General features: G+C 52.1%; 19 protein-coding genes. 2 read left to right on the top strand and 17 right to left on the bottom strand.

The annotated features are described in order from the left end of the window. Positions 1 to 40 precede the first annotated feature (40 nt). Together DACE_RS18360 and DACE_RS15625 are read left to right on the top strand one after the other, a co-directional pair. Positions 41 to 598, top strand: coding sequence for a hypothetical protein (locus DACE_RS18360; RefSeq protein WP_006002852.1), 558 nt, complete (start codon positions 41 to 43; stop codon positions 596 to 598). A 278-nt stretch (positions 599 to 876) separates the two neighbouring features. Then, positions 877 to 1443 (top strand): hypothetical protein, encoded by a 567-nt coding sequence (locus tag DACE_RS15625; RefSeq protein WP_006002850.1) that lies wholly within the window; start codon positions 877 to 879, stop codon positions 1441 to 1443. 347 nt (positions 1444 to 1790) lie between these two features. Here DACE_RS15625 and DACE_RS15620 read toward each other — a convergent pair whose 3' ends face one another. From DACE_RS15620 to DACE_RS15545, 17 genes are all read right to left on the bottom strand, one after another. Continuing rightward, positions 1791 to 4121 carry a serine protein kinase PrkA gene (locus DACE_RS15620; RefSeq protein WP_040367776.1) on the bottom strand — a complete coding sequence of 777 codons (2331 nt, stop codon included), beginning with the start codon at positions 4119 to 4121 and terminating at the stop codon, positions 1791 to 1793. A 63-nt stretch (positions 4122 to 4184) separates the two neighbouring features. Continuing rightward, positions 4185 to 5816 (bottom strand): SpoVR family protein, encoded by a 1632-nt coding sequence (locus tag DACE_RS15615; protein WP_006002845.1) that lies wholly within the window; start codon positions 5814 to 5816, stop codon positions 4185 to 4187. Positions 5817 to 5841: 25 nt separating this feature from the next. Beyond that, entirely contained in the window at positions 5842 to 7242 is a 1401-nt protein-coding gene (locus tag DACE_RS15610) for a DUF444 family protein (RefSeq protein ID WP_006002844.1), read from the bottom strand. Between the two features lie 33 nt (positions 7243 to 7275). Next, positions 7276 to 9339, bottom strand: coding sequence for a serine protein kinase PrkA (locus DACE_RS15605; protein WP_006002842.1), 2064 nt, complete (start codon positions 9337 to 9339; stop codon positions 7276 to 7278). A gap of 331 nt (positions 9340 to 9670) precedes the next feature. Beyond that, the gene (locus tag DACE_RS15600) at positions 9671 to 11278 is read right to left on the bottom strand and encodes a VC_2705 family sodium/solute symporter (RefSeq protein WP_006002840.1); all 1608 of its coding nucleotides are present in this window, start codon (positions 11276 to 11278) and stop codon (positions 9671 to 9673) included. 19 nt (positions 11279 to 11297) lie between these two features. Then, complete coding sequence (locus tag DACE_RS15595; RefSeq protein ID WP_006002838.1) at positions 11298 to 11642, bottom strand: DUF4212 domain-containing protein; 345 nt, start codon at positions 11640 to 11642, stop codon at positions 11298 to 11300. A 170-nt stretch (positions 11643 to 11812) separates the two neighbouring features. Further along, positions 11813 to 11956: a hypothetical protein gene (locus DACE_RS18280; protein ID WP_155809170.1), complete on the bottom strand. Its 144-nt coding sequence runs from the start codon at positions 11954 to 11956 to the stop codon at positions 11813 to 11815. Between the two features lie 433 nt (positions 11957 to 12389). Continuing rightward, positions 12390 to 14273 (bottom strand): sodium/solute symporter, encoded by a 1884-nt coding sequence (locus DACE_RS18355; protein WP_006002836.1) that lies wholly within the window; start codon positions 14271 to 14273, stop codon positions 12390 to 12392. Beyond that, positions 14270 to 14554 carry a hypothetical protein gene (locus DACE_RS15585; RefSeq protein ID WP_006002834.1) on the bottom strand — a complete coding sequence of 95 codons (285 nt, stop codon included), beginning with the start codon at positions 14552 to 14554 and terminating at the stop codon, positions 14270 to 14272. Before DACE_RS15585 ends, DACE_RS18355 begins: the two co-directional genes overlap by 4 nt. A gap of 263 nt (positions 14555 to 14817) precedes the next feature. Next, complete coding sequence (locus tag DACE_RS15580; RefSeq protein ID WP_040367774.1) at positions 14818 to 15912, bottom strand: PAS domain-containing protein; 1095 nt, start codon at positions 15910 to 15912, stop codon at positions 14818 to 14820. A gap of 83 nt (positions 15913 to 15995) precedes the next feature. Next, the gene (locus DACE_RS15575; protein ID WP_006002831.1) at positions 15996 to 17813 is read right to left on the bottom strand and encodes a TIGR04442 family protein; all 1818 of its coding nucleotides are present in this window, start codon (positions 17811 to 17813) and stop codon (positions 15996 to 15998) included. 73 nt (positions 17814 to 17886) lie between these two features. Then, positions 17887 to 18666: a GPMC system MBL fold metallohydrolase gene (locus DACE_RS15570; RefSeq protein WP_006002829.1), complete on the bottom strand. Its 780-nt coding sequence runs from the start codon at positions 18664 to 18666 to the stop codon at positions 17887 to 17889. A gap of 268 nt (positions 18667 to 18934) precedes the next feature. Further along, a complete protein-coding gene (locus DACE_RS15565; RefSeq protein ID WP_006002827.1) occupies positions 18935 to 20803 on the bottom strand; it encodes a YgiQ family radical SAM protein in 1869 nt (622 codons plus the stop codon). Beyond that, complete coding sequence (locus DACE_RS15560) at positions 20796 to 22064, bottom strand: ABC transporter permease (protein ID WP_040367772.1); 1269 nt, start codon at positions 22062 to 22064, stop codon at positions 20796 to 20798. Before DACE_RS15560 ends, DACE_RS15565 begins: the two co-directional genes overlap by 8 nt. Continuing rightward, the gene (locus tag DACE_RS15555) at positions 22057 to 22755 is read right to left on the bottom strand and encodes an ABC transporter ATP-binding protein (protein ID WP_006002823.1); all 699 of its coding nucleotides are present in this window, start codon (positions 22753 to 22755) and stop codon (positions 22057 to 22059) included. The genes DACE_RS15560 and DACE_RS15555 overlap by 8 nt, the downstream gene beginning before the upstream one ends. Beyond that, a complete protein-coding gene (locus tag DACE_RS15550) occupies positions 22755 to 24224 on the bottom strand; it encodes an efflux RND transporter periplasmic adaptor subunit (RefSeq protein ID WP_006002820.1) in 1470 nt (489 codons plus the stop codon). Before DACE_RS15550 ends, DACE_RS15555 begins: the two co-directional genes overlap by 1 nt. Further along, positions 24208 to 25836, bottom strand: a 1629-nt coding sequence (locus DACE_RS15545; protein ID WP_050770048.1) for a TolC family protein, incomplete at its 5' end; no start/stop codon positions are given. The genes DACE_RS15550 and DACE_RS15545, both read right to left, overlap by 17 nt.

The raw sequence follows: 25836 nt of genomic DNA, 5'->3' as shown, positions 1-25836 counted from the left end.
GAGATCAATCGAGCCGGTACTATCATTATTTTACCTTTTCATGCTTTTCATCATGCTAATTTTCTTTGCCATCTCCAGTCCTATTGAAAAAGAAGATAAAAAGATAACGCCGGAAAAAAGAACAAGCACAGCGACAAAGCCCCCCAAAAACAACAGTACAGACATTAGCTTTATAATGGATTCGCAAAAAGCAAAAAAAGGTAAAAAGCTACTCCACGATATTCTCATTGCTCACAATATCGTCGATCAATTTTATTACGAGCCTTACCTTTTTGGCGAAGGGACGGCAAACCCAAAATTAAACATCTCGCTTCCTGTTGGAGTATGGGCCAATCTGACAACAGATCAGCAAGCTGCGCTTGAAGCGTATGTTTCCAGCGAAATAATCACGGTCTGGCGGACCCCTTTCAAATATTCCGTAGTCAAAGCAAACTCCCCCGCAGCCATTATTACTAAAAAAAATGTAAAAAACATGTATTTCTATGACTGGGAAATAATTGAAGGAAAAATAACAAATAACGGCAGGGATATCTTGCACGAAAAAACAATTTCAACCGGCGAAAAATGGCAAGACAAAGACTTATCAAAATACTTTTGAAAATAACGCGAAAAATAATCTCTTCAAGGCAAACGTAAATCAACGTAAACCACAATTATCGTAATAATGGTCTGTCAGTTATCGTGCCCCCCCTCAGTTTTTGCATACTTTTGAGCGGCCAGTCAAAAGTATGTCGGCTACCGGGACGAATCCCGGCGACTTTGCCCTTAACCTTGCAACCAATTAAAAGAACACCCCCGCTTATCCATAGACTTAATCCTGACACTGTATTAAGGTCATTCTCAAGACCAATACCCCAAGGAGAATCAATAACCACAATGCTTCCCCCCAGATTCACTATCGTCAGTGACCTGTTTGCCACCAGCTTTCAACGTTGGCGGGATCACGTCGGCCCCCTGACTCTGCTGACAATCCTGTTTTGTCTGTTGGCCTGGATTCCGGTACTGAATATCGCTCTGAGTGTCGGATATATCCGTTATCTGCTCAAACTGAGTCGTGGTGAAGAAGCTGATTTAGGGGATCTGTTTCGTGGCTGGGATTGTTTTCTTCCGGCACTGCTTTACGCCGTTGTGCTGTCGGTAGGATACTTTTTAATCAGTCTGCTGCCGGTACTCGGCGTTCTGCTGGCGACGCTTCTCGTGCTGGTCACCCTGCCAGGTTATGTGGCGGTGGTGGAAAACCGTATGGATGTGACCACAGCGTTTCGCTGGAGCACGGAAACCCTGCGTTCTGACCCGCTGAACTGGGGGATTATCCTGATCAGCTGCTCGTTTTTATTCAGCTTGGGTGCGCTGTTCTTCGGGCTGGGGCTGCTCATTACCTTACCGTTGGCAACGCTGATCTTTATCTGCCAATACCTGCGTCATCAACCGGATTGGTATTAACATCACCAACCTGATCCAAGTTTACCCTCCGAGCAGAATCATTTGTTCTCGAAACTTGGTATCCACGTGACGTGGGCTTCCGCGTCCGCACATCGGGCCACTTTTGCGTCAACAGAAGTGGCGCAAAATCGACTCCCGCCATTGTCGCCCAGTCGGCATCAGTCCTCAAACAGGTTGCCGACGACCATCGCGGTGACGTTCACTGCGTTCGGCGCTACTGAACGGGAAGGCCTGGTTGCGAAATATAAAGAGCCAAGCCAGCCAAAACAGGTCGGGTATCGGAACGAAACCCGGTAATTTTGCCCCTGAGACGTTAATACAAACACACCTCAATAAATTACCATTCCCTACACATTTTTTCCTGGAGCAGCCGAAGGCTTCTTGGTGGCAAACGTCTGCGCCAGATTATTGTCGATGACATACATGCACATCTCTTTCGCCCCGGCCTGGGAATAACTGTAGCGCCGCCGCAGATTATCGATCAAAAAGGCGACGTCAGTACGAATCTTCTTATCGTAGGTTTTAAAACTTTCGCTGGCGTAATCCTTGATGGCGCGACGGAAGTTTTCATTTTCAAGGAACGGATCAAGTACTCGGTCCTTGAGATAATAGACGTAGCGCTGGTAAAGATCTTTAAACAGACGCGTTTTCTCCAGCGGTACTCCAGCAGCTAAAACCTCCTGAGTCAGCGTAGTTCCTGCGTACTGCTTCTGCACATCCGCCCGTAGCTGCTGGCGCTGCTCATTGGTGGTTTCATCGCCGAGAAGACGCAGTTCAATGCGCTTAAAGAACTCTTCGCTGACTTTGAGAGTATCTTGGGTATAACTGCAGACCACGTCGGTACCGGCTTCGTAATTGACGGCAAACAGGTAATTTTTCAGTTCGCGGACAATCCCCTCTTCGTTGTAGCTGTACAGCGACTCTTTAACCTCCTGCAACACCGTGTAGTCATACATCCGCTGCAAAGAATCGAGAAAACCCGGCGGGATCGATTTACCGAGTTCCTTGTGGGTTTTTGTGAAAAACTCCTTGAGCACGGTCATGTTGATTAACCGCTCACGATGACCGTATGTGGAAAAAAACAGGTTGAAGATGCGGATTGAATCGCGACCGGAGAAGCCTTTATCCCCCTCTTGCTCGGATTCGGCAATAATACGACTGCGCCGTTTGGCGGTCAAGCGGCGGTGATCATCTTCTGTCAGCCATTTGGGGATATTTCCGGTATAGATCTCCATCTTGAGCAGTTGCAGATGGGCATCGCAGTACAGGTTGTACTTACTCGGATAATCAATCCATTCGGTTAAAGCATCGGAGGTCTGCTTCATGCGCGTGGAGATGATGACCCGGGCAAAATTGTGCAGGACTCGCGGCAAAAAGTGCTCATCAATACTCCTGCCGAAGATGTTGCGATAGATCTGCACTTCGGTGTTAAGATCGAGAACATAGGGCACCTTGATGTATTCAATGCGGTCGGAAAACGATTGAATATTGCCGATATTGGCTTTATCTTCGGGATTCATCAGGGCCAGGAACAACGAGTTGACATTTTCCTCAATATCTTCGAGTTTGTGCACCCCTTCACTGACGATGTTGTGCAGCTCGATCATCCGCTCTGTGTTGTGCGATTTCACATCCATCAAAGCGTAGATACCGTTGTTGGTTTTGGCGTGACGCGAAAAGATGTAACGCACCTGATTGCTGTCGCGCAGCAGATCATTGATGCGTCGCTGCAAAAGTTCATTGGTGAGTATGGTCTGCTTGATCGGTTTGTCACCAGGCGTAAACACGCTGATCCCTTCACCGAGACGACGATTGAAACGATAGGGGCGTGCGTAGACCATCTTCAAAACTTCCATCGGATCTTTAAGCACGTTGAGCAACGCCTGATACAATGAACTGCAGATGGTACAGGGGGTATGGCGGAACACCCACTCGTATTCCTTTTCGGTGAACAACTCCCATTTGGACTGATCGTTTTTGAACAGATCATCGAACACCTGACGCCGTGATTCCTTGGGAATCATCAGGATGGGGTGGTCATGACTGGGACAGGGGACTTCAACAAATCCCTGTGGCGCCAACCCTTCACTACTCTTACGGTTTTCCTCTTGAACATCCTTGTACATCTGCGAAAAGCTATTGGAAAACCGTGACAACTCTTCAAGGATTTTGGACGCCTCCGGATCGGAGAGATGACCAAGAACTTCGCGGTCCAGCCGCCAGACGGTTTCGTACATGGCCCCCTGCTCGGTGTTGACATACTGCTCAAACTTCATCAGCAGGTTATTGAGGAAGGTGCTCTTACCGCTGCCCGGCGGGCCTTCGAAGACGTAGATTTTATTTTGTTGGGCACCACGGCGCAACGCATCGACCAGATGCACCAGGCGGTTGGCAAACAGACGGTCGGCAAAAAACGGATTGTCGGAATCCTCGACAAACAGCGGCGAGCAATCGTAACCAACATAATGGATAGACTCGGGATCAAACTTGCTGTCATCTTCCATGGGCAGAATATGGGTCGACACCATATCGTGGAACACCTGAAAGATACTGCGCAAAATTCGCGTCGGCTGGCGGGACACTTTGTGGAGAAAATCCCGATACGATTGCGGTTCGTAACGGTCAAGATCCTCCTGAGTGAGAATGATCCGTTTCAGGGCTTCATCGATTTTATCCATCATCGCTCCTTTCCCCGACCATGTGACGGCATGGGGAGTTTGCGGCGTTACCAGGCAAAAGCATCACACCAGCGTTCGACTCAACTGGCGGTTTTCCATGCGATAGATCACTTTATTCCACTGTATCGGCTTCGGTTTGCCCTCGGCGTCATGACCACGCGACTCAGCGGGCAAGCTTGAGTTGGGTGCGGGTTCATGGGTTTCCAGAACCACCGGCGCCCCCCATAGATACTCGATACCAAGCAGCGTATTGCTGATAAAATCGCGCACCAGGGGCTTGCCTTCAAACACATGGCTCAACGATAAATCACTCCCGGTCGAGCGATCATCAATTTCAATGGTCGGTGGATGGTATAGAGAAGCCATCAGCATGGCACGGTAGTCTTCCGAGCTGCGACTCTTGACATAGTATTGCCACACCATCCGCTCTTCATCGAGCCGCCTATCAGTGACGAACAACTGATGCTGATCAATAAAATCCTGATCGACAAACTCATTGATAAAGTTGAAATCGTTATAATTTTCCCGCACATCAAAGATCAAGTCACGACCGGTCTTTTGGTGCTGATCGAAATTCTGGCGCTGAGTCGTGCTTTTCAGACGTTCAAATTCCAGCGAATAATGGCCCTTGTTTTCAAACTGTTCAATGGACTGAAACAGGCGCAACCCCAGCGCATAGGGGTTGAGACCGACACGCGGCATGGAGGTGACATTGGCGTGAATGCGGGCAAAGTCAACCTCATGACCGTTGATCCGCTCATCCTGCAAAAACAGGGTTTCATGCCAATAACTGGCCCAGCCCTCGTTCATGATCTTGGAGCGGATCTGCGGCTGGAAATACACCGAAGTACTGCGCACCACCTGCAACACCGACTTCATCCAGAGGTTTTCGGTTTTGTTGAGAAACGGCGAATGGGCGATGAGAAATTCAATCAGATCCATCTTCGGCCGCTCGCCTTTCTGGCGATAGGAGCGATACGCTCCTTCAAATTCGGGATACTGCTTGGCCACTTCAGCAAAGAAATGCGCTTCACCGCGTGATTCAAACTTGTTCTGAAAGTCGTTGTAACGCTCCACTTCCTCCATGTATTCAGTGGGCGTCACCTTGCGAACCTGCTGGAGAAACACATCAAAGAAATAGTTAAAACGACGGCTCTCACGCTTGGCTTTGTTGCGCTCAACCACAGCAAGGGTATTGTAGTAGCCGACCAGATTGTCGATTCCGCGGGTAAACTCAATCACGTAGTCAACCCAACGACCTTTCTCCGAGCGTAACCGGGCGATCAGCCGTTTGTCGGCCAGGGCCTGACCGGCGAGATCGTAATCCCAGGTATGGCGGAAAAACAGATTGTTTTGAAAAAAGTCGATATGACCGAGCACGTGGTAAAAGATCATCACGTTAAGCCAATCGGGGTTGTTGTCATTGTAAAACGAAATGGCCGGCCGGGTGTTGATAACAGTCTCGTAAGGGTTGCCTGGATAGAGTTCGTACTTGCCCTTCTCCTTGAGCACTTCAACGTCATGCACCCAGTAATCGTAAAGGGTTGGGATCATCACCTTGGGCGACAACTCAAGCATGTCGCGATTGGTGACAACATACTCCAAGGTCTGCTCGTCAAAACGCAGCCCAGCATCCCGAGCCCGCTCCTTACAGCCTTCCATAATCTTTTTGCTGTGCTGATTAATCAGTTCCATACCGTATCCTCAGCGTCTGTCCATATCAGGACGGCGCAATCAGCTTTTTGATTCCTTCGATAATCCGCTCTTCCGGGGCATCCTCACCCATACTGTCGAGACGCAGCAAGTTACCGTGGGTATCGAGCAGGCCCGCCTGGTTAATATAGGTCTCAACCTGGGTTTTACGGTCACCGGCGTAGAGATGCTCGGCAATGGTAATGCCGACCCGGCTGGCGTAGGTGAGCATCTGCTTGAGCTGCGGCAAGGTTTCCTTACCGCGGCTGTCCCAATCATCGCCATCAGTGCCATGAAAGACATAGATGTTGTAATCGCGGGCCAGCCCCTCCTGTTCAACGATTTCGTTGACCATCTTGTAAGCAGCCATCACCCGGGTTCCTCCGGCCACCTGCATGTTGTAATAGGTGTGAAAGTCCGGGACTTCGCGCGCTTCGGTATCGTGGAGGATAAAACGGGTCTCCACCCGGCGGGCGAACTGGTAGAGCAGCCAGCTATAGATCATGACATGCTGCGATACCACCAACTCAGTGGCTTTTCCGTGCATGGAGCCGGAGTAGTCACGGACAAAGAACACCATGGCCTGCGATTCATAGTCCTTCTCTTTCGACAGCACCCGATACACTTTGTCGCGTGGCGCGATCAGCAGATTTGAAGGATCTTTGACACCATCCTCATCCACGTTGCCCAGAGCAATGTTGGTTTCCAACACCCGACGCAGGGTGGCTTTTTTGTCGAGAAGTTGACCAAAGCCGCGATTACGGTCGGTCAAATCATAGGTAAACTGAGTCAGGGAACTCTTTTTGCCTTTGTTCTGCAAATTGGGCAGTTCAAATTGTTCGGTCAGAATCCGCCCCAGATCGTAGGCGCTTGATTCCACCTCATGGGCCGCATCCTTACCTTCACCGGCCCCTTGCCCTTCCCCTTCTCCTTCAGGCCGCACCGGCGCTTCACCGATCACTTCACCTTCATCACCTTCGCCACTGCCGCCTTGACCGCCGCCGCCACTTTCAGGATCACTGAACTGATTGTCGTGAATCAGTTTTTCTTCCACCGTGGTCGGCACCACGATCACTTTGTCACCGGCCCCCTGCTGGGGCTTGATCAGCCGCCCAACCTGAATTTTGCGCGGGAAGCCGTCCTTTTCACGATTGCGGTCCCGTTCCAACAGTTCATCCAGCGTGCGAATATGGGTGGTATAACTGCTCTTGGGAGCACTCATCGCCTGCAGCATATTCATGTCATTGGACGCATACAAGCTTGCAAACGCCCCCAGACTGGGCTCGGGAGAGCACACGGCAAACGGCCGATGTACGGGATCAGTGTCGTTTTCCGACTCCAGCGCCGTGCGCTGTTCCGGCGACAGATCCGCCATCGCCTCATCGGCAACGAGAGGCTGTTGGGGCGGTTGTTGTGTGTATTTTTTCATCAACTGTTCACCTTTCCAACCCGCTGATGCGAATCAGCGCTCATCCTGCTGGGTGCAGAAATACTCGATGGTCTTTTGAGCACAGGTTTTACAGTAATTGAGCTTGTTAAACATGGTGTCGACCATGCGGTCGTAGAGCTTCTGGTTATCTTCGTTGGTCCGATTGGCCAGGGCTCCGATCAGGCTGCCTGCCCCGGCAATATCCGATTTCAACCGCACATCGGTAACCGCCTTGACCAGTTCCAGGTTGTCCATAAAGTCATAACCCGGATCAAGGGTGATCTTCTGACCGTAGATCTTGCGGATTGAGGTGCGGAACGATTCACGCTGCTCAGCGGTTTTCAGGCCAAGACGCTCTTCAATGCTCTGCACATAGCGCTGATCGATCTTCAACGCTTTCAATTCACCGGTCTGTGGGTCGCGATATTTCCACATTTTGTCCGGTCCGAGATTTTCGGCGTCAATACCGATCACCATGTTGACGTAACTCATCACGTCGGTACGGATGGCATGAGGTTCATCCATATAGGCGTTGAACATCTCCGTCATGATCCGTTCACGATAGAGTCCCTGAGCGATCTTGAGGTCTTCAAGATATTTGGCCCGGTCTCCAGCCTCGGAAACATAATCGAGAATCACCCGCTCCAGAGTTTTAAACACGTCGTAGGCAAACATGCACTGTCCTTCGTTGGTCTCGGAGCTTTCCATCAACAGTTGCATCGCGCGACCAAGGTTACGTTGGCCCAGCCCTTTCTGGCCAAAGCGGCGGGTGATATCCGGCTCCTGATTGAGCGTGTCGATCACCTCGGCCAGTGTCTTGATGCTCTTTTCACCGGCCACTTCCCCTGCGGCCAGCTTCATGGTTTCGACCATGGTCAGCTTCTCGGTACGTGGCAAACGGGTGAGGACCACGGCCACGGATGCGGCATAGTTCAAATTGGGATCCTGGTGAAGCTGTTCGCGCATCAGCGTGGTTTTACGCTCGCCACCAATGGCATAATCGGTCAACTGTTCCTGCATTTTGTAGCTGGTGTTGTGGGAGACATAACAGATCCGACACCGGTCAATGATCGGCGCTTCCTCTTTTTCGGACAAGAAGCGGTTGAACTCCGAGTTGTTACTGGTGGCAACAATCAGGCTGTCTATGGGCCATTTGTAGCCGTCCATCTCAATGACACGGTTCTGGATCACGCCGAGATACACCTGCACCAGGTCTTTTTTATTCTTGTAAATCTCATCACTGAAGTGAATGCCACCACCGGCGACTCGCGCCAGCGCACCACGGCGCAGGTCAAAACGGTAGGGATTGTTGGTGTCACTGATGTGCAGGAGGCGTTGGATCGACTCCTCACCGAGCAGATCCACGGCAGACGAGGTGATCTTGTCCTTGGCGGCATATTTTCCAGTAACGGTACCGAGACTTTCCACCAGCGGCACCGGCAGAATTTCAATAAATTCAAGCATGGCGTCAATATCACCGCCGGTATAATTACGGATATCGTTCCATATATAGCCGCTGCACGCTCCCATGGGACGGTAATTCTGATAGTAGGTTTCCAGCTCACTGTCGCTGAGCTTGCTCTGCTTGGCGAGAAAAGCCATGGTTTCATCGCGATCATCAAACAGATTCATAGCCAGAACCATCGGGTCCTCATAGGTCTGGGACTCAATTTCACGAATTTTGCCGTAACTGCCCAATTTTTCGAGTCCGACAAAACGGAAGGTGTATTTACGATTCTGCGGCTGACTGATGAACTGGCGGTATAGGGCACAGAGGTTCTCGACAAAGAATGTTTTGCCGTTTCCCGGTTCACCAACAAGAACATAAGCCATCTCTTTGGAGGAACCACCTTCCGAAGCGTCCTTGACAAAGGAGACAAAGCTGTTGATTTCGTCATACATGCCAATCGTGTGCTTGGCCCCAGTGCGGAAAATCGGAAAATCATAGGTGGTTTTACCATTCACCACCACTTTTTCCACGCCAGCCTCAAGAATCATACGCGCTACGCCCTGAAAGGCATTTTCAAAGCAGCGCTCACCGGTTTTGACACTTGCGACATGCTGCAACAGTGCAGATGGTTTCTTTCTCGTTGCCATGAGTCCCTCCGTTGTATCGATCAGAATCAGTCTGGTAGTGCGGATTAAAATTCGTACAGCTCTTTGTTGAAGTATAGCAGTCTGTTACAGATGACAACCGATCAGGTGACATTTTATGCCAATGTATACACGAATCGGCGGTATCGCTAACGGGGTGTTTTTCCAACGGATAACGGCAAGTGTGCGCCAGATAAAAACAAATACGTTTGGAGGGTTTTATCAAGTGGAGGGTGAGTGGCAGATGGAAAAAAAGTTTTCGGCTGGTCACTACACATAAAAAAGCCCCCTTCGCGAGGGAGCGAAGGGGGCAAGGGACGAAGAATCACGCAGATTACTCGTCGTTATGAACCTTGTAGAGCAGTTCCTTGATCTCCTGAGAAGGCTCGGGAGTCATCATGGAAACCACAATCATGGTGATGAGTACGGCCGGGACACCAACGATTGCGCTTGAAGTAAACGGAATGTAGTAGGCCAGGATCGAGGTCTTGGGAATCAACATCGACCCAAAGGTGACGACCAGACCAACGATCATACCGATAATTGCCGCCTCCTTCGTGGTACGGCTCCACCACAGACCCAGCAGGAACAGCGGGAAGAAGGTGTTGGCGCCGAGGGCGAAGGCGACCGCTGTAATCTGGGCGATCAATGCCGGCGGATTCAGAGCCACGATGATGATGGAGACGCCGAGAATAACGGTACCGACACGAGCGATCTTCATCTTGCTCTCTTCACTGGCGTTCGGATTCAGGACACGGAAGTAGATATCGTGAGCAAAAGCCGAAGAACCAGCCATCAACAGACCACCAACGGTGGAGAATGCTGCGGAAACACCACCGGCAGCCAGGAAGCCGGCAAACCACTCAGGCAGACCCGCCAGCTCAGCTGCGTTAACAACGATGGCGTCAGGCGTGATAGTTGTCCCGGTTGTACCGAGCAGGTTGGAGAACTTAGCGAATGCGGCATAAGCCGGAGCCGTCCAGTAAACCAACGCGATGCAGAACAGACCCCAAACAACCTGCCAGCGTGCATCACTGACACGGGGAACGACGTAGAAACGACCGATAACGTGAGGCAGACCTGCAGTACCAAGCATCAGCGTGATGCACAGTGCGAACCAGTGATAAGCTGTGTACTTAGCGAACGGCAGATAGTAACTCGGGTCCGAAGCAGCGGCAACAATGCCGTTACCACCGTGACCGATGTCATAAACAGCCGCGCCATACCCGATTTGCGGTACTGCTGAGAAGTAACCGAGCTTCGAAGCGATGAAGAACAAGGGCAGGAAGAAGGTGATAACGATAACCACGTATTGCACCTGCATGTTCTTGGTTGCACCGAGCATACCCGAGATCAGAACGTACGCCAGAACAACACCGGTACCGACGATAACTGAGGTCTGGTAGTTAATACCAAAGATCCAGTTGAACATCATACCGATACCTTTGTACTGACCAACCGCATACACGAAGGAAATCGTGATAACGATCAACGCCGACATCAGACGCGCGGTGGTGGAGTAGTAACGGTCACCGACGAAGTCAGGAGCCGTGTACTTCCCGTAGCGACGCACCTGGCCGGCCATCAATACCAGCAACAGAACGTAACCACCGGTCCAGCCGAGAACGTAGGAAATGGCAAAGTAGCCTTTGAGATAGATCAGACCAGCCATACCGAGGTAGGAAGCGGCTGACATCCAGTTGGATGCGATCGCCATACCACCACCGATCTGACCGACGCCACGACCCGCTGCCCAGTAGTCCTCGGTATTCTGCGCCTTGAAAAAGACACCAACCATAATAAAGAGGATCAGCAGAGCGATCATCAGGATCGCGGGAATAACTTTAAACTTACCTTCCGGGTTGAGGTCGGTCACCGCAAATGCGTTGGTCGACATCAGCACAAAGAACAGGGACAAGCCCCAATGCATCATTTTTTTCATAGCGCTTTCTCCCTTTCTTTTATTTGTCGTATTCGGACTCAAGCTTGTCGATAAACTTGCAGTACACGTAGCACAGGAAAATAAACAGTACGATCAGGAACTGCCCTGAATACCAGTAGTGAAACGGGAAGCCGAGGAACTGTGTTTCGGTCAGGAAACTCACGCCGGACACCTGGGTGATTTTCTCACCGGTGTTCAATGTCAGCTCAACCGTTTTACCGGGATCAGCAACAAGCTTCAAAAGAAAGAGAAATCCGTAGGTCGCTACAAACCAGACGATAAGCAGCTTTTTTTTCATCGCCACGTCTTTTTTCATAAAATCGCCGACGGGCTTAAAAAAATTAATGTTGATATCTTTATTCATACCCATACCTCCTTGGTGTAAAAGCCTGCAGGGCACCACCCCTGCAAACCACATAAACTTTAAACCGTTTGTTTGTTACGAATCTGCGTGTTCTTGACCGTCTCCTCCTTTCCGTCAAAATTGTTCAATTTCATCAGCAGTGCAACTCAAAGCGAGCGAGCTGTATTCCATCACTCACGATTGATGATGGAATACAGTGACCGACGCTTGCGCGGTCCTCGTTCGCGGTAATCCTGAAAATACGCAAACAAGAAACAGATCAGAGCGCCACCGGTAATGATACCGCCGAGAATGTAATATAACGTGTCATCCATCGTCGCCTTCCTTTCTCCGGCCAACCCATCGCCGAATCAAATACTGTTTCTTTTTTTAAACTTATGACACAGGGTCAAATATTCCGTCAAGTAAAATGTTGTTATAAAAATAGCGCATCGCGGAGAAATTGCACCAAAAAAAATTCGTCTCTCAAACTCTTGCCTTAATATATTAAGGCGAAAAATCATTTATTTTCAATATTTTACATACGTAAAACACTAAAAAATAAAAAATCAAAAAAATAAAACCCCAATCGCTCAAGCCCCAAAAAACACCATCTACACAAAAAAAATATGGTTTATAATTACATTCTATAACCAACACATAAAACAGTGGCACCGGGGATTTCTTACCAAGTATGGCATAAAATTATTCCCATGCAACGGACAGAGCTCTATTGTTATAGAGCTGATATTGGCATTACGTTCGCTTTCAAGCGGAACGTGGGTCAGGATAGCGCCTGGAAATCAGGATCAGAACCAGCAGGGACACAGGAAGCATCACCAGGGCCGGATTGTTGAGAGCAAAGGGAGCATCAGCTGCAGGGCGTCCATAGCGAACATACATCTCCGGTGAGATCAGAATAAGAATAAAGGAACCAACCAGCCCCGTCAGCATGGAGCAAACGACGCCCCTTCCAGTGGTTTTTGACCAGAATAGTGCCATGAGCAACGCCGGAAGATTTGCCGCAGCAGCCAGGGCAAATGTCAAACCGGCCAGATAGGAAACATTCATCCCCTCAAAGATCAACCCGAAATAAATGGCACCACAGCCAACGATAAACGCCGACATGCGCCCCACCACCACTTTCTCCTTTGAGTTCATGGTAATTCCGAGAAAACAATCCATCAGGTCATGGGCAACTGCTCCTGAAGCGGCAATGATCAAACCACTGACACTGCCGAGCACGGCGGCAAAAGCCACGGCTGTAACAACGGCAAAAGCGGCTGCGCCGAGAGTTTTGGCCAACAACGGGATCGTCATATTGCTGTCGAGCAGATTGACCGCCTGGCCCGACATGGCCCCCAGACTCATAATCAGGCAGGCACAATAAAACAGGCAGATCCCGCCAATAGCCAGGACGGTTGACTTGCGTGCTGCGCTATGATTACCAACCGTATAATAGCGGATCAAAATATGCGGCAACGCTGCCGTTCCGCACAATAGCGCCACCATCAGTGAAATAAAATCAAGCCGGGACGCCCAATCTTTACTCGGCAGATCAAAAAGGCCACCGGTACTCAACACCTCAGCGCCGGATTTACGCTCCCGACGATAAGCAGTCACCAACTGGTCCTGTTCAAGAAAAGTCTGACGGTTCCACACATACAACTCACTGTCGGAAAAGCAGCGCAAAAATGTGACGGGATTTAACGAAGAGGGGCCACACAGGCTGGAGCGTTGTGCCAGACGACCGACAGAGACAGGAATCGGCGGAGGTGGACTGATGCCATCCACCATCATTTCATCATCGTAAGTCACAGCGTAATGACTGCGGACCAGAACAGCCTGCGACTCGGTGGCGGCATCAACCTGCCACAGACTTCGTCGACCATCGGGTTCAATGACAGGGAGAAAACCGGCCTGCCAGGCTCCGGACGTGCTCCACCCCGCCTCCAGAGTCAACCCATCGGGCAGGCTATAGCCACCGTGGCCACGCTCTGCGACCACCTCTTCTCCGTCAAGAGGAGGCAACTCAACCAGGCCTCGCTCCAGGACGGCAAAAGCCAGCCACGAAGAAACCGTCAAAAGAGCAATCCCTTTGAGACATTGCACATAGGTTGTCGAGGCCATTCCCGAAGTGGCGACAATAATCGTCACAACGGTTCCAATCAGTAAAATCCCCAAGTAGTAAGGAATTCCCAACAATGGTGTCACCAGCGTTCCGACACCAACCATCTGTGGAATGAGATAACACAGACAGATCACCAGTGTGCTCACTGCTGCTGTAAAGCGAACACCGCGCGAGCGGAACCGGGCATCAATCACATCGGTAAACGTCACCCGGCCAAAACGACGAAAGGGCTCGGCCACCACCAGCAGGGCAAAAGCCCAGCCCGCCAGAAAGCCAATCGAGTAGAGAAAGCCGTCGTAACCAACAGTGGCAATCAGGCCGCCGACCCCCAAGAAGGACGCTGCGGAAAGATAGTCACCGATAAATGCCAGACCGTTGACCGCCCAATGGATCGAACCGCCGGCAACAAAGTATTCCGACGGCGAAGAGGTACGCCGAACCAACTGGGCTGACAGACCGATGCCGACTGCAACAACACAGAGAAACAGGGCAACGGCCAACGGCTCCTGAGTATTGATCATGGCTGCTCCCCCTGACGAGCCCGGCGCTCCAGGCGCTCACACCACAGATGAAACAACAGTGCAGCCACACAGGTTGCTGCCATTAAAACAACACAGGCAATCAACCCCAGCCCAACCCCGCCAACGCGATACCGTGTCAGTTGCGGCCAGCCAACATGGGCAACGACAAACAGACCATAAAGCCCCAGATAGGCAAAAAAAATTCGCCGTCCAATCCGTGCCCGCGCCCGACTTAAAGGTTCTGCATAACGCTGTTTGAGTGTCATTGTTTTATCTGCCATAGAATCACCCTAGTATAGCTGATTAAAACAAGTCAACGATTTTGCACATCTTCAATAAAAAACGGCCTCTTCTTAAAGAAAAGACCGTTATTTTTTCCCATATATTGTCTGTAAAACAGGATACTGAACCAGTGAAGCCACGGGGAGTAACAGCGTGCTGAAGCTAGAGCACAATGAGATGTCGAAAAACTGAGCGCCACACAGGGGCGACAGTAATGTCTTCTTGTCTCAGGCAGCACACTAGCGGTTACACCGCGTCTAGATTATTCCAGCGAATGGAACGCGATAACCACCGCATCAACACTTCCCTCGGCATCAAAGTGAGGCAAGCACCGTACACTGCAGGAAATCGCCGGATGATCAGGGAAATCCATCGTGATTTTCTCTTTCACCTGTTCGCCTCCAAAAGCCCGGTCCAACAAAGGGGCATACGCCTGTGAAAATACCGTTTCTCCAACAATTTCGACCATCTTCCGCCCATGAACATCAGCGTCTGTTCGCCCGAGCCAACGCAGATATTCGCCATTGATTTTGCGGAGTACATAGTCGCGGTCTACAACAGCGATCGGCGATGTGAGTGTATCGACAATCATCTCAGCGTACTCACGATTGCGTTCAGCGCGCGCCCGGCCGACAATCACACTCAGTGCAGAGCATACGCCGTCAAGAAAACGGATATCGTCGCGGGTAAACAGATCGGCTTTGGGATCGTTGATCCGCACCACACCGACCGTGCGTCCCTGGTAATGAACCGGAAGCAGCGCCAAAGAGCCCTCTTTCTGCTCCGGGCAACAGGTATTAATGCACGCATTAAGCCCCTGCGCGGCTTCTTGAGACAGCGAGGTGCGATCATTGGTCCAGTACACGCCTGAGTCGTTACGGCTAAGCGTCTGGTCCGGCACGTCCCCTTCGAGGACCTGCCCACAAATACAGTCGAGTTTTTTTGGCACCATCAGCTCCGTCACTTCGTCGCCCTGGCAACCGACAATCTCCTGATGCAGATGATTATCCCCATCAAGGATATACAGGGTAATATCATTGACCGAACAGAAGTTGCGCAGCATATAAATAAAATCGCGAAACATGTTGCGCGCCGAAGGATTGCTTTCCAACAGTTCAAGTACCTGAAGACTCAGCTCCTGGCGGGCCTGCATCTGCAGCAATCGCTGGCTGCCGGTAAACAGGCCAATGACCGGACACGAATCTTTGGCGACCTGAGCCGCAACCACGTCCTGTGCGCGAAAAACATTCTGAAAAATCGCGCAGGCTTTATAATCACCACTGCAGAAGTCGTACGCTTTTTCGATGTTTTCGCTACTGAGACTGCGGCAGTAGCACTCTTCCATCGGCGCTTTCATGAAGGGGCAAACGCCTGATTTTTTTTTTGTTCCTTCTCCCACCTGTCAATCCTCTCGATAATGGCCGTTGTGAAGCTATCGACCTAGTCCCGCCCGTCAGTGCTTTTTCTGACGGCAGACAAAACCCGCTCGTCCAGCCCATGGCGCAACAGATAACTGTTCTCCAGCTCTTCAATATAAAAACGATCCAATCCGCTATTGATCAGAAAATCTTCCCGTAATGCAATATCACTGTCACGAATAATCCTCGGCAGCAGCTCCTGAAGATAAAAAAACTCTTTCTCAACATTCACCATCACATCGTAAAAAATCTGCTCCGGAAACGGTTCCTTTTCACCATCCTGGCAAACAAGAATCGCCGCCACCTCATCTCGAAGAGCCGAGCGATCCTGCCAGGTCACGGCCCGGGCATATTTGATCCGCAGTTGTTCCTTGACAATCCCCAGCAGGCGGCCATAGAGATTTTCATCGCGCGAGACGTTCTGAAGGGCATCGATCATGGCATCAACACTCCACCCTTGGCGAAGCGCCTGGCGCAAGATAAGAACTTTGCGCCGCCCGTAAAAACCGAGGAATTTATTACTGAGCAGATCTTTAAACAATAAACGATCAAACAAGCCCTGGTCCAACCGGTCCAGAGCCTTGCAGCTTCGCTGCAAACCACGCAGAACCGGTTCTTCAATGCGCACTCCGACCATAAAAGCCAAGTTGTTGATCTCGGTGACACTGCGTTCATAGTGCTCGAAATAATCGATAATGGACGACAGCTTTTCCACCGAAGCGACATCAGCTCCGGCAAAAACCATCTCGTCGCAGGCCTTACTGGTTTCCAACAGGATCTGGTCAAACAGGTAATCACGATTATTCATAGCCAGGCGCTTGGCTTCAAGTAGACGCACCATGTCATCACGCGTGATCGCCTGGTCGAGACGCAGCCGGTTGAGCAAAAGACCGGAAAGAATCTCGCGCGTTTCGGCGATATAATCCTGTTCCTGGTCCACCAGTTTGTCGTATTTAAGATTTTCTTCGAGCGGATCAAACAATGCCGGGGGAATTTTGTTGCGCGTTGCCAGGGTCTTCAAACGGGTCAGTCGCGCATTTTCCTGACGACTGATCGTACCACGCAGATGGCAATCAACCAGGATATCCCGATATTCGTCAACCACCATGCGGTTGTCACGATGGGCATACATGACGGCAATACGGATACGCTTCTGCTGATGGTCACTGATACCGAGTCGCTGAGCGAGCACGGTCAGGTTTTCGTATTCTTCATCGGGGATCGTCCGATACTTGAAATACAGATTACGGAACAGCTCCGCGTAAGCCTGATGTTTTTTGTTAAGCAGACGAATCAGATAAAAATGACTTTTGTGGCCCAACAATCCAAACAGTTCATCCACCAGTCTGGCATCATCGTTGGCGGCCACATAGGGCGTGCGCTTGAGCACCTTACCCAACAGGCACAGCAAGCCTTCCTGCTGGGTTTTTAACGCCCCATAAATGGAGCCGGTCACAAAAAAAAAGCAATTGCTGATCGCATGACCTTCTTCAAAAATCGTATCGTAGGGGATCCGCTCCGAGGTGTCGTCACAAAACTCCAATTCACCGTTATCCCGGTAACTGGCGCCGTACATCACCAGACGGTTTTTGACCTCGCGCTTGAGCAGGTCCGGCAGCGGTTGATCAATACCGTACATGTATTCGCAAAAGGTTCCGCCGTTCCCCCAATGGCGCAGGCCCGTGCGATCAAGGCGCACCTCATTACCAGGCGAAAAGATGCGCAGCACCTCATCGTCACGCTCGTAAAAGTGACACCCTTCAGCTTGGTGTGCAGCCACAGTGACATAGTATTCGATACTGTCGTCAATATGGCCGTGAAGTCGTAATTCCTGATGCATGAACACTCACTGGTTGGTGCACACAACTTACCGGAGTTTCGCTAAGGAAACATCGGCACACGATACCATTCGATTACTCTGATCCAAGGGTAACAGACAGCCCGTCATAGGCAAATTCAACATGTTCTGGCAATTGACTGCTGTCACGAACATACTCTACGTCGTGACTCAGATGCGTTAAAATTACCCGTTTTGCTTGCAGCAGTTGTGCCATTTCAATCGCGTCAGCAATGGTGAAATGGGTCGGATGATGGCGAAAGCGCAATCCGTCAATCACCAACACATCAAGTCCCTGCAATTGCTCCCGAGCCTGTTGTGGAATCTCGCTGCAATCCGTCAGATAACCCAGCGATCCAATGCGATAACCGATGACATCATCCTTACCATGTCGTAACGTCACCGGCACCACCAGGCGTCCAAACAGCTCAAACGGCCCTGAGATAACTCTGGGGGTCAAACGGGGTCGAAACCCGCCGTTTTGCTGGCGGAAAACATAGGCGAAACTGTGTTGAAGCTGGGCGATCATCCATGATGCGCCGTAAACGGGAATATCTTTTCCCGACAGGGCATTGAAACAGCGTAAATCGTCAATACCATTGACATGATCGGCATGGGCATGGGTGTAGAGTACCGCGTCCACCCGATCCATCTGGTGAACCAGTGCCTGCTGTCGCAAATCCGTCGCCGTATCAATCAGCACCCGAAACTCTCCCCAGGCTAACAAGGCACTGCAGCGCATTCGTGCATTACGCTCATGAGCCGACCGGCACACCGGGCAGTCACAGCCAATCACCGGAACACCACTGCTGGTGCCGGAGCCAAGGATGGTTATAGTAAGGGGCTCTTCAGCCATTATCGCTCGTTTCTTTTCATGAACCGGTCATGGAATTATGAGCCTTTGAAAAAGGTGCGCAAAACCCATGCAGGAGTCGCAAAACAGACGGATTCGCCACGTTTCATCTCTGCTAATCCGGAAATCTTGTGCGGCTGTGAACATCACATCGTTCAAAACCGTGCGTTCTAAAAGACAACGATACCTTTTAGAAAAGAACTCCTATCCCACCTAATTTTTAGCACATACCTCATTGAATCGACAAGAACAACCATTCAGGTCATCCGAATCAGCGCCTTTTCGGGCGGAGTGTTTTTTTTCGCCGCGGCGACCGATCATGGCGCGGTGCCTTACGATCCAGAGGTTCTGCACCAGAACGTTCGCGACCACCACCAAACAGGGCTGCACCATCCTGTTCACGGGCACAGGAGCGCAACGCTTCGAGGATAGGCTTTCGGCTGGCTGGAAGATGGTAAAGCAACAACGCTTTTTGCCAACGCCTTTGTTTTTCGGAACGGCAGATCTCAACGGATTGCCCGCTAAACGGATCGATTCCGGTGTGATACATACAGGTAGCCAGCGTTCCCGGTGTCGGCGTAAATTCCTGCACCTGTTCCACACGCAGGTGGTACCGTTTGAGAAACAGCGCTGTGTCAATCATATCATTGAGAGTGGATCCAGGGTGACCGGCCATCAGATAGGGAACAATGCCACGCCGTTTGCCTCGGCGACGACTATCCGCGCGAAAAGCCTCAACAAAGCGACCAAACGCCTGCGCCGCAGGCTTGCGCATCACCTTGAGCAAGGGGTCGCTCAATGCTTCAGGAGCCACCTTGAGCAACCCGCCAACATGGTGCTCCAGCAAGCCTTTGAGATAATCACCCTGCTGCTCAAGCAGATCGTAACGCACCCCTGAGGCAACAAACACGTGCTTGACGCCCTTGATCTCCCTGACACGGCGCAACAGGCGCGCGGCCCGACCGTTGCGTACCTGTAAATTGCTACAGATCTGGGGGAACAAACAACTAATGCGCTGACATCGGGCGCATTTCCCCCCGTCCTCAACCTCTATGCCGTACATATTGGCGGTAGGACCGCCAACATCAGTGATCGTGCCGCGAAAATCCTCATCGCAACTGAGCTGACGCACTTCTTCAACGACAGAACTTTGCGAGCGCGACTGGACCCGGCGCCCCTGATGACGGGCAATGGCACAGAACGCACAACCGCCCTGACAGCCACGGTGACTGGTCACCGACCAGCGGATCTGTTCAAAAGCAGGAATTGATTGGCGATAGGAAAAATGTGGCCGTCGGGCAAAAGGCAAGGCATAGAGGGCATCCAGTTGCGCCTCTTCAAGGGCAACCGTTGGGGGATTTACCACCACCCAACGTGAACCGTGCGCTTGCGCCTGCGTCTTTTGCCCCATCTGCTCCGATAAAGCAAACGCTTTGGCATAGGCGGCAACGTCTTGTTCAACCATCTCATAGTCCGGCAAGCACACGGCATCTGCAGGAGGGCTATTCGTCACCCAGGCGGTGCCGCGAATAGCGTTCAGTGCACTGACCGGCTCACCGTCATCAAGATGGCGGACAATCTCCGCCAGAGCAGTCTCGCCCATGCCGTAGACCAGCAGATCGGCTTTGCTGTCGATCAACACGGAGCGCCGCACCTGCTCACTCCAGTAATCGTAATGGGCCATGCGGCGCAAACTGGCCTCAATACCGCCAATGATCACCGGCACCCCCTTGAGTGCCCCTTTAACCGCAGCCGTATAAGCAATAATCGCCCGATTAGGCCGCGCCCCACTCTGACCTCCGGGGGTATAGGCATCGTCACGGCGTTTTTTGCGCGCCGCCGTGTAGTGATTAACCATGGAATCCATGGCCCCGGAGGAGATGGCAACACATAAACGCGGACGCCCCATGACCAGAAAATCATCGGCCCGCCGCCAATCCGGTTGCGCCACAATACCAACCCGATAACCCAACGATTCCAGCCAGCGCGCCAATAACGGCACGCCAAAGGCGGGATGATCAACGTAGGCATCGCCACTGACGAACAGCACATCTAGTTCCTGCCAACCCCGCGCATCCATCTCTGCACGGCTGGTGGGAATAAATCGGGTCAAGTTATCATTTTTACTGCGGTCATTCATGGCGCAACGCAACAATAGGATCAAGACGGGAAGCACGAATAGCCGGATAGAGGCCAAACACAATGCCGACGGTAACGCTGATCAACAAAGACAGAATCAGACTGGCGGAGGTAACCACCGTACTCAAACCGGTCAACTGGGTAATAATCCACGGCAAAAACAGGCCGAGAGCAATTCCCAAGGCTCCCCCACAGCATGACAGTACCACGGTTTCAATCAGAAACTGCAGGACAATCTGGTGACGCCGCGCACCGATCGCCCGGCGAATGCCGATCTCCCGAGTCCGCTCAGTCACCGAGGCGAGCATGATATTCATAATGCCGATTCCACCAACCAGCAGGCTGATCCCGGCAATGGCACCCAGCACAATATTGAATCGGCGCTGGGTTTTTTCCGCTTGACGCAGCAGGGCCAGCGGCACTTGCAGGGTGACATCCTCTTTCTTGTGAAAATAATCCACAAGACGCTGCAACGAGGAAGCGGTTTTCTCCACCACCTTTTCAGAGTTCATCCGCACCAGCACCTGATGCAATTCCACCCGCTCAACAATGCGCGAGCCGACACTCCACTTCACAAGCACATCGCCCTGACGCTCGCGAAATGTCGCCAACGGCACATAGATATCATGGTTTTCATCCAGCGACTGCACTTCGCCCCCGGAAACCTCGGCACTTTGCACCACCCCGACCACTCGATAGCTGTTACCACCGACCCGGACAGAACTGCCGAGAATCTCCTGCAAAGGGAACAGCTCACGTGCCAGCTTCTCAGTGATGACCGCCACAGCACTGCGGCGCTCTTCGTCAAGAGGACTGAGCCCCCGTCCGGCCAACAAAGGCCGTCTCACTAAACGGAACCATTCGGGAGTGGTGCCCACTAAACGCACTGCGATGGCCTGTGATCCCAGCAACACCTGTTCACGGCGAATTTTGACCGGCACCACCATCTCCACATCGGGAATGGTACGCCTCAAGTGGCTGACATCGCGATAAGTCAAGCCATAGACACTGAGAATATTCGTCGTCTGCTGCTGTTTATCCTGAGCGACCGGCTTGACCGAATCCATGATGATCACATCACTGCCCAACTCACGAATCTGCTGCAAGGTCTCCTGACCGGCCCCGCTGCCGACGGCAAGCATGGCGATCACGCTGGCGACACCGAACACCATGCCCAGCATGGTCAGCAACGAGCGCAAACCATGCAGCATCAGGTTGTTGATGCCCAGACGGATATCACGCGCCACACTGAATTTAGTCATGGCGCGTCTCCGCATCCACCACCCGACCATCCAACAGATAGAGCTGGTCATCCATCTGCCGGGCGATTACGTGATCGTGGGTGACGGTAATCAGGGTTTTGCCTTGCTCGGAAAGCTCTTGGAGCAGTTCGAGTATCTGGCCGCCGGTGGTCGAATCGAGATTACCGGTCGGTTCATCTGCCAGTAGCACGGGCGGATCATTGGCCAGCGCACGGGCGATGGCTACGCGCTGTTGCTGGCCTCCCGACAACTGCGCCGGACGATGCGCCTCACGTGCATCCAGCCCAACCCGGGCGGTCAGCTCCCGCGCCCGGCGACGAGCCAGACCCGGTTCAACGCCGGCGTAATACAGAGGCATTTCGACATTTTCCAACACCGTTAACTGGTTGATCAGGTTGAAGCTTTGGAAAATAAAACCGAAATTTTTCAACCGCAGATCACTGAGCTGGTCGTCATCAAGATGCTGAACATTCTCGCCAAGCAACAGATAATCACCACCGGTCAGGCGATCGAGACAGCCGAGAATATTGAGCAGAGTACTCTTCCCTGAGCCACTGGCACCGAGGATAGCCCAGGATGATCCGGACATCACCGACCAGTCAATGCCATTGAGGGCGTGGACAACACTATCTCCCACATCGTAGCTGCGCCGGGCCGATTGAAGTCGAATCACTTCCCCGCTTGCCACCATCACTCCTCCGTCCCGGTGACCGGTGGATTCAACTGAACCCGGTCGCCCGGTTGCAATCCGTCAATCACCTCAACAAAGCTCTCGTTGCTCTGACCAAGCTGAATATCCTGCTGCTGCACACGGCCATCTTTGCGGCAATAAACAAACGTGCGCCCACCATCGATCACCACGGCCTGAACAGGAATGGTCACCACATCCTCAAGATGAGCCACATCGATTTCAATGCGGCAGTTCAAGCCGCTTCGTAACGCATCATCGTGCTCCAACAACTCCAAATCGGTGCGGTACAACTTGAGGTCGGGATTCAACCAGCTGCTGGTGGCGTCGGGAAAAACCGCCACTGATTTCACCTCAGCAAGAAAAGATTTTCCCGGCATGGAATCGACATACACCCGTGCTTTCTGCCCTAGCTCAACCTTCTCCAAATTGGATTCGTGGATCTGGGTTTGCGCCACCATGGTGCCGGATGACGGCAGATAGATCAGCTCCTGGCGCTCACGCACCTCCTGCCCGGCAGTCAGCGGTTCGTTGTTGCCGCGCCAACTGCGCTGAAAAGAGGTCGCATAAACGACAATGCCGTCTTGTGGCGCCACCAGAACCGTCTTGTTCAATTCATCTCGGGTTTTACTCAACCGCCCTCGCTCCCGCTCCAACAGGGCCTGCTTGGCATTGAGATCAGCTTGCGCCTGGATAACACTGGCTTTGGCTTTGCGTTGAATGCGCTCAAGAGCCATGCGGGTCTTTTCCACTTCAGCATTGAGTTCGGTCAGACGGCGCACGTGGGTGAACTTGAGCAGCAGGTCAAGATTGCTGCGACTGAGTTCCAGATCAATACCTGCCTTTTGAGCCGCCAGCTCATCGGCTTGCAACTCTGTCTGTGAAATGAATTTTTCGTCGAATAGCACCCGCGACCATTCGAGTTTCTCCTCAGCACGGCGCAGCTCTTCTTCGTCCACGGCAATTTGAGACAACTGTTCTTTTTTTTCGTTGGGGAACTCCCCTTCCCGGTATTTTTTCAGATCATCTTCTGCATAGGTCACAGCCAGTTTCGCTTCATCGACATCACTTTGCGCCTGGTTTTTGACCACTTCGAGATTCTCACGTGCCTGAACAAACGAAGCTTCCGCATTCTGCACGGTAATCTGCTGATCAATCAGCCGATCCTGAAGGGTACTGGCATCAAGCTCAATCAACTTGTCGCCTTTGGAAACGTTGGTGCCCTCTTCCACCAGCGAGAGAATCGTGGTGCGCCCCTCCAGGGTGTTACTGATCACCACCTGATCCCGTGCCCGTAAGCTCCCAGCGGCTTCAACCGTCACTTCCAGAGTACGACGCTCTGCCGAGACCAGGTGCGTCAGTGGCGTGGCGGTCTGCGTGCGCCCCTCTTCTTGGGGAACCGCCCACCAGATCAAGATCAGAACAACCAATGTGCCGACCAGAAAAACGGCTTGCTTATTCGATAACTTCAATGGATATATCCTCCAACCAGCCACCCTGGTCATCAATGGTCAGGGTGCCGAGATCACGTAAGAGTTCCAGCGCGGTAATTCGATATTGCACCTGAGCCTGTACCAGCGCGTTACGCGCGGAGACCAGATCATCTTCCGCTTCGAGAAGATCACGAATTTGAATACGCCCGGCGCGCAAAAACAGATTGGTGCTTTCCACCCGGCGCTGAGCAACATGCAGCGCCATGCTCTGAATATCAATCGTTTCCTGCGCTTCTTTAAGCTGTCGCCAGGCGGTACGCACCTGCAGTTTGATGTTATCTTCCAGCGCCTCTAAAGAGCGCTGTTGCGCCTCATAATTCAGCCACGCCCGCCGCAGGGCATTGCGCTCCGCCGTGCGTTCAAAAGGCAGATCAAGATTCAACAACGCCGAGTACTGCCCCTCATCGGGATCGAGGGACGCATCATCACTCGCAGCAGCGGATAGGCTGCGTGACCCGCCATCGTGCCCCGATGCCAGCAGAGTCAGCTCAGCCCTCAAAGCATCTTCAGCAACACGAATTGCCCGTTTTTCATCGGCTTTCCGTCCCTCTTCCACACGCAGGTCACGGCGTTGTTGCAACGCCACCGCCATCAATTGATTGAGCATATCTGACTGCTCCAGATCAATTTGCTGTTGCCCACCCAGGTCCGTCAACACAGAGCGATCCAGCTCAATGGGGCTGTCCGGCGGCAAACCGAGAAGAATCTTAAAATTGTCCAACCGTGCGGCACTGGTCTGTTGAGCACTGACCCAGTTGCTGCGCGCTGTCAACTCATTCTGTAACGCCTGATCCACCTCAATTTCAGTAATCCGTCCGGCATCGGCCAGGCGGCGGGCACGCTTGCGGGAAGCAACCAGGCGCTGATAATTATCGTAGGCCGTGTCGACCCGATTCATCCGCTCCAGAACCAGCAGATACTCACTGGCAACATCCACAGCAAAGCTGCGGCGAAAACGTTCAAAATCCCACAGCGCATACACCACATTGCGCTCGGCCTGTTGTAGTGGTTCGGTGACGATCTCCCGCCCGGCACCACGCAACAGTGGAATACTGAGACTGGCATCAGCAACAATCCCCCGTGCCGAAACACGGTTGGCCGTCAACAACTGAACCAGATCCAACCCTACGGACAAGGCAAACTCAGCGCCACTTTTGAACAGTCGACTGACGCCCAAATCTCCACCATGTTGCAGTCCACTCACCCGCTGGCCGGTACTCTTATCTGTCAGCCATTCGGAAGAAAGCACGGAACTCCAGGTCCCGCGGAAAGCATCGCGTTCCAAATCCAGCGCCAGAGCAGCACGGTACACCGCCTCTTTATTGTCCTGAAAACTGCGGCTGTTGTGTGCCGCGACCTGCAAGGCTTCCGTCAATGTCAGGTGAACCACGGTTGGTGTGGCCTGGACATTAGCGGTGGCAACGGTGCTTGTCACATTCGGCAACAAACGTTGACGCAAACGGCTTTCCGCCCTCTGCAGTGTAAAGGGATAATTGATCTGCAAGGCATCCTGTTTTTGCGCCACGATACCGTAGGCAGCCTCATCAGCTTGCTTAACAGCACCATCCGGCCGCAAACAGGACGACAGCAG

It is taken from the genome of Desulfuromonas acetoxidans DSM 684, from assembly GCF_000167355.1.
GTDB lineage: Bacteria > Desulfobacterota > Desulfuromonadia > Desulfuromonadales > Desulfuromonadaceae > Desulfuromonas > Desulfuromonas acetoxidans.
The sequence above is the reverse complement of the archived record's forward strand: the minus strand, read 5'-3'. Positions and strand labels throughout refer to the sequence as shown.

Coding starts and splice junctions, on each gene's coding strand:
- DACE_RS15570 (WP_006002829.1), bottom strand. CDS start 18,666: ATGGCTGAAGAGCCCCTTACTATAACCATCCTTGGCTCCGGCACCAGC.
- DACE_RS15565 (WP_006002827.1), bottom strand. CDS start 20,803: ATGAATGACCGCAGTAAAAATGATAACTTGACCCGATTTATTCCCACC.
- DACE_RS18280 (WP_155809170.1), bottom strand. CDS start 11,956: ATGGATGACACGTTATATTACATTCTCGGCGGTATCATTACCGGTGGC.
- DACE_RS15615 (WP_006002845.1), bottom strand. CDS start 5,816: ATGGAACTGATTAATCAGCACAGCAAAAAGATTATGGAAGGCTGTAAG.
- DACE_RS15600 (WP_006002840.1), bottom strand. CDS start 11,278: ATGAAAAAAATGATGCATTGGGGCTTGTCCCTGTTCTTTGTGCTGATG.
- DACE_RS15625 (WP_006002850.1), top strand. CDS start 877: ATGCTTCCCCCCAGATTCACTATCGTCAGTGACCTGTTTGCCACCAGC.
- DACE_RS15620 (WP_040367776.1), bottom strand. CDS start 4,121: ATGGATAAAATCGATGAAGCCCTGAAACGGATCATTCTCACTCAGGAG.
- DACE_RS15560 (WP_040367772.1), bottom strand. CDS start 22,064: ATGACTAAATTCAGTGTGGCGCGTGATATCCGTCTGGGCATCAACAAC.
- DACE_RS15595 (WP_006002838.1), bottom strand. CDS start 11,642: ATGAATAAAGATATCAACATTAATTTTTTTAAGCCCGTCGGCGATTTT.
- DACE_RS15585 (WP_006002834.1), bottom strand. CDS start 14,554: ATGGCAGATAAAACAATGACACTCAAACAGCGTTATGCAGAACCTTTA.
- DACE_RS18360 (WP_006002852.1), top strand. CDS start 41: ATGCTTTTCATCATGCTAATTTTCTTTGCCATCTCCAGTCCTATTGAA.
- DACE_RS15575 (WP_006002831.1), bottom strand. CDS start 17,813: ATGCATCAGGAATTACGACTTCACGGCCATATTGACGACAGTATCGAA.
- DACE_RS15605 (WP_006002842.1), bottom strand. CDS start 9,339: ATGGCAACGAGAAAGAAACCATCTGCACTGTTGCAGCATGTCGCAAGT.
- DACE_RS15580 (WP_040367774.1), bottom strand. CDS start 15,912: ATGAAAGCGCCGATGGAAGAGTGCTACTGCCGCAGTCTCAGTAGCGAA.
- DACE_RS18355 (WP_006002836.1), bottom strand. CDS start 14,273: ATGATCAATACTCAGGAGCCGTTGGCCGTTGCCCTGTTTCTCTGTGTT.
- DACE_RS15555 (WP_006002823.1), bottom strand. CDS start 22,755: ATGGTGGCAAGCGGGGAAGTGATTCGACTTCAATCGGCCCGGCGCAGC.
- DACE_RS15610 (WP_006002844.1), bottom strand. CDS start 7,242: ATGAAAAAATACACACAACAACCGCCCCAACAGCCTCTCGTTGCCGAT.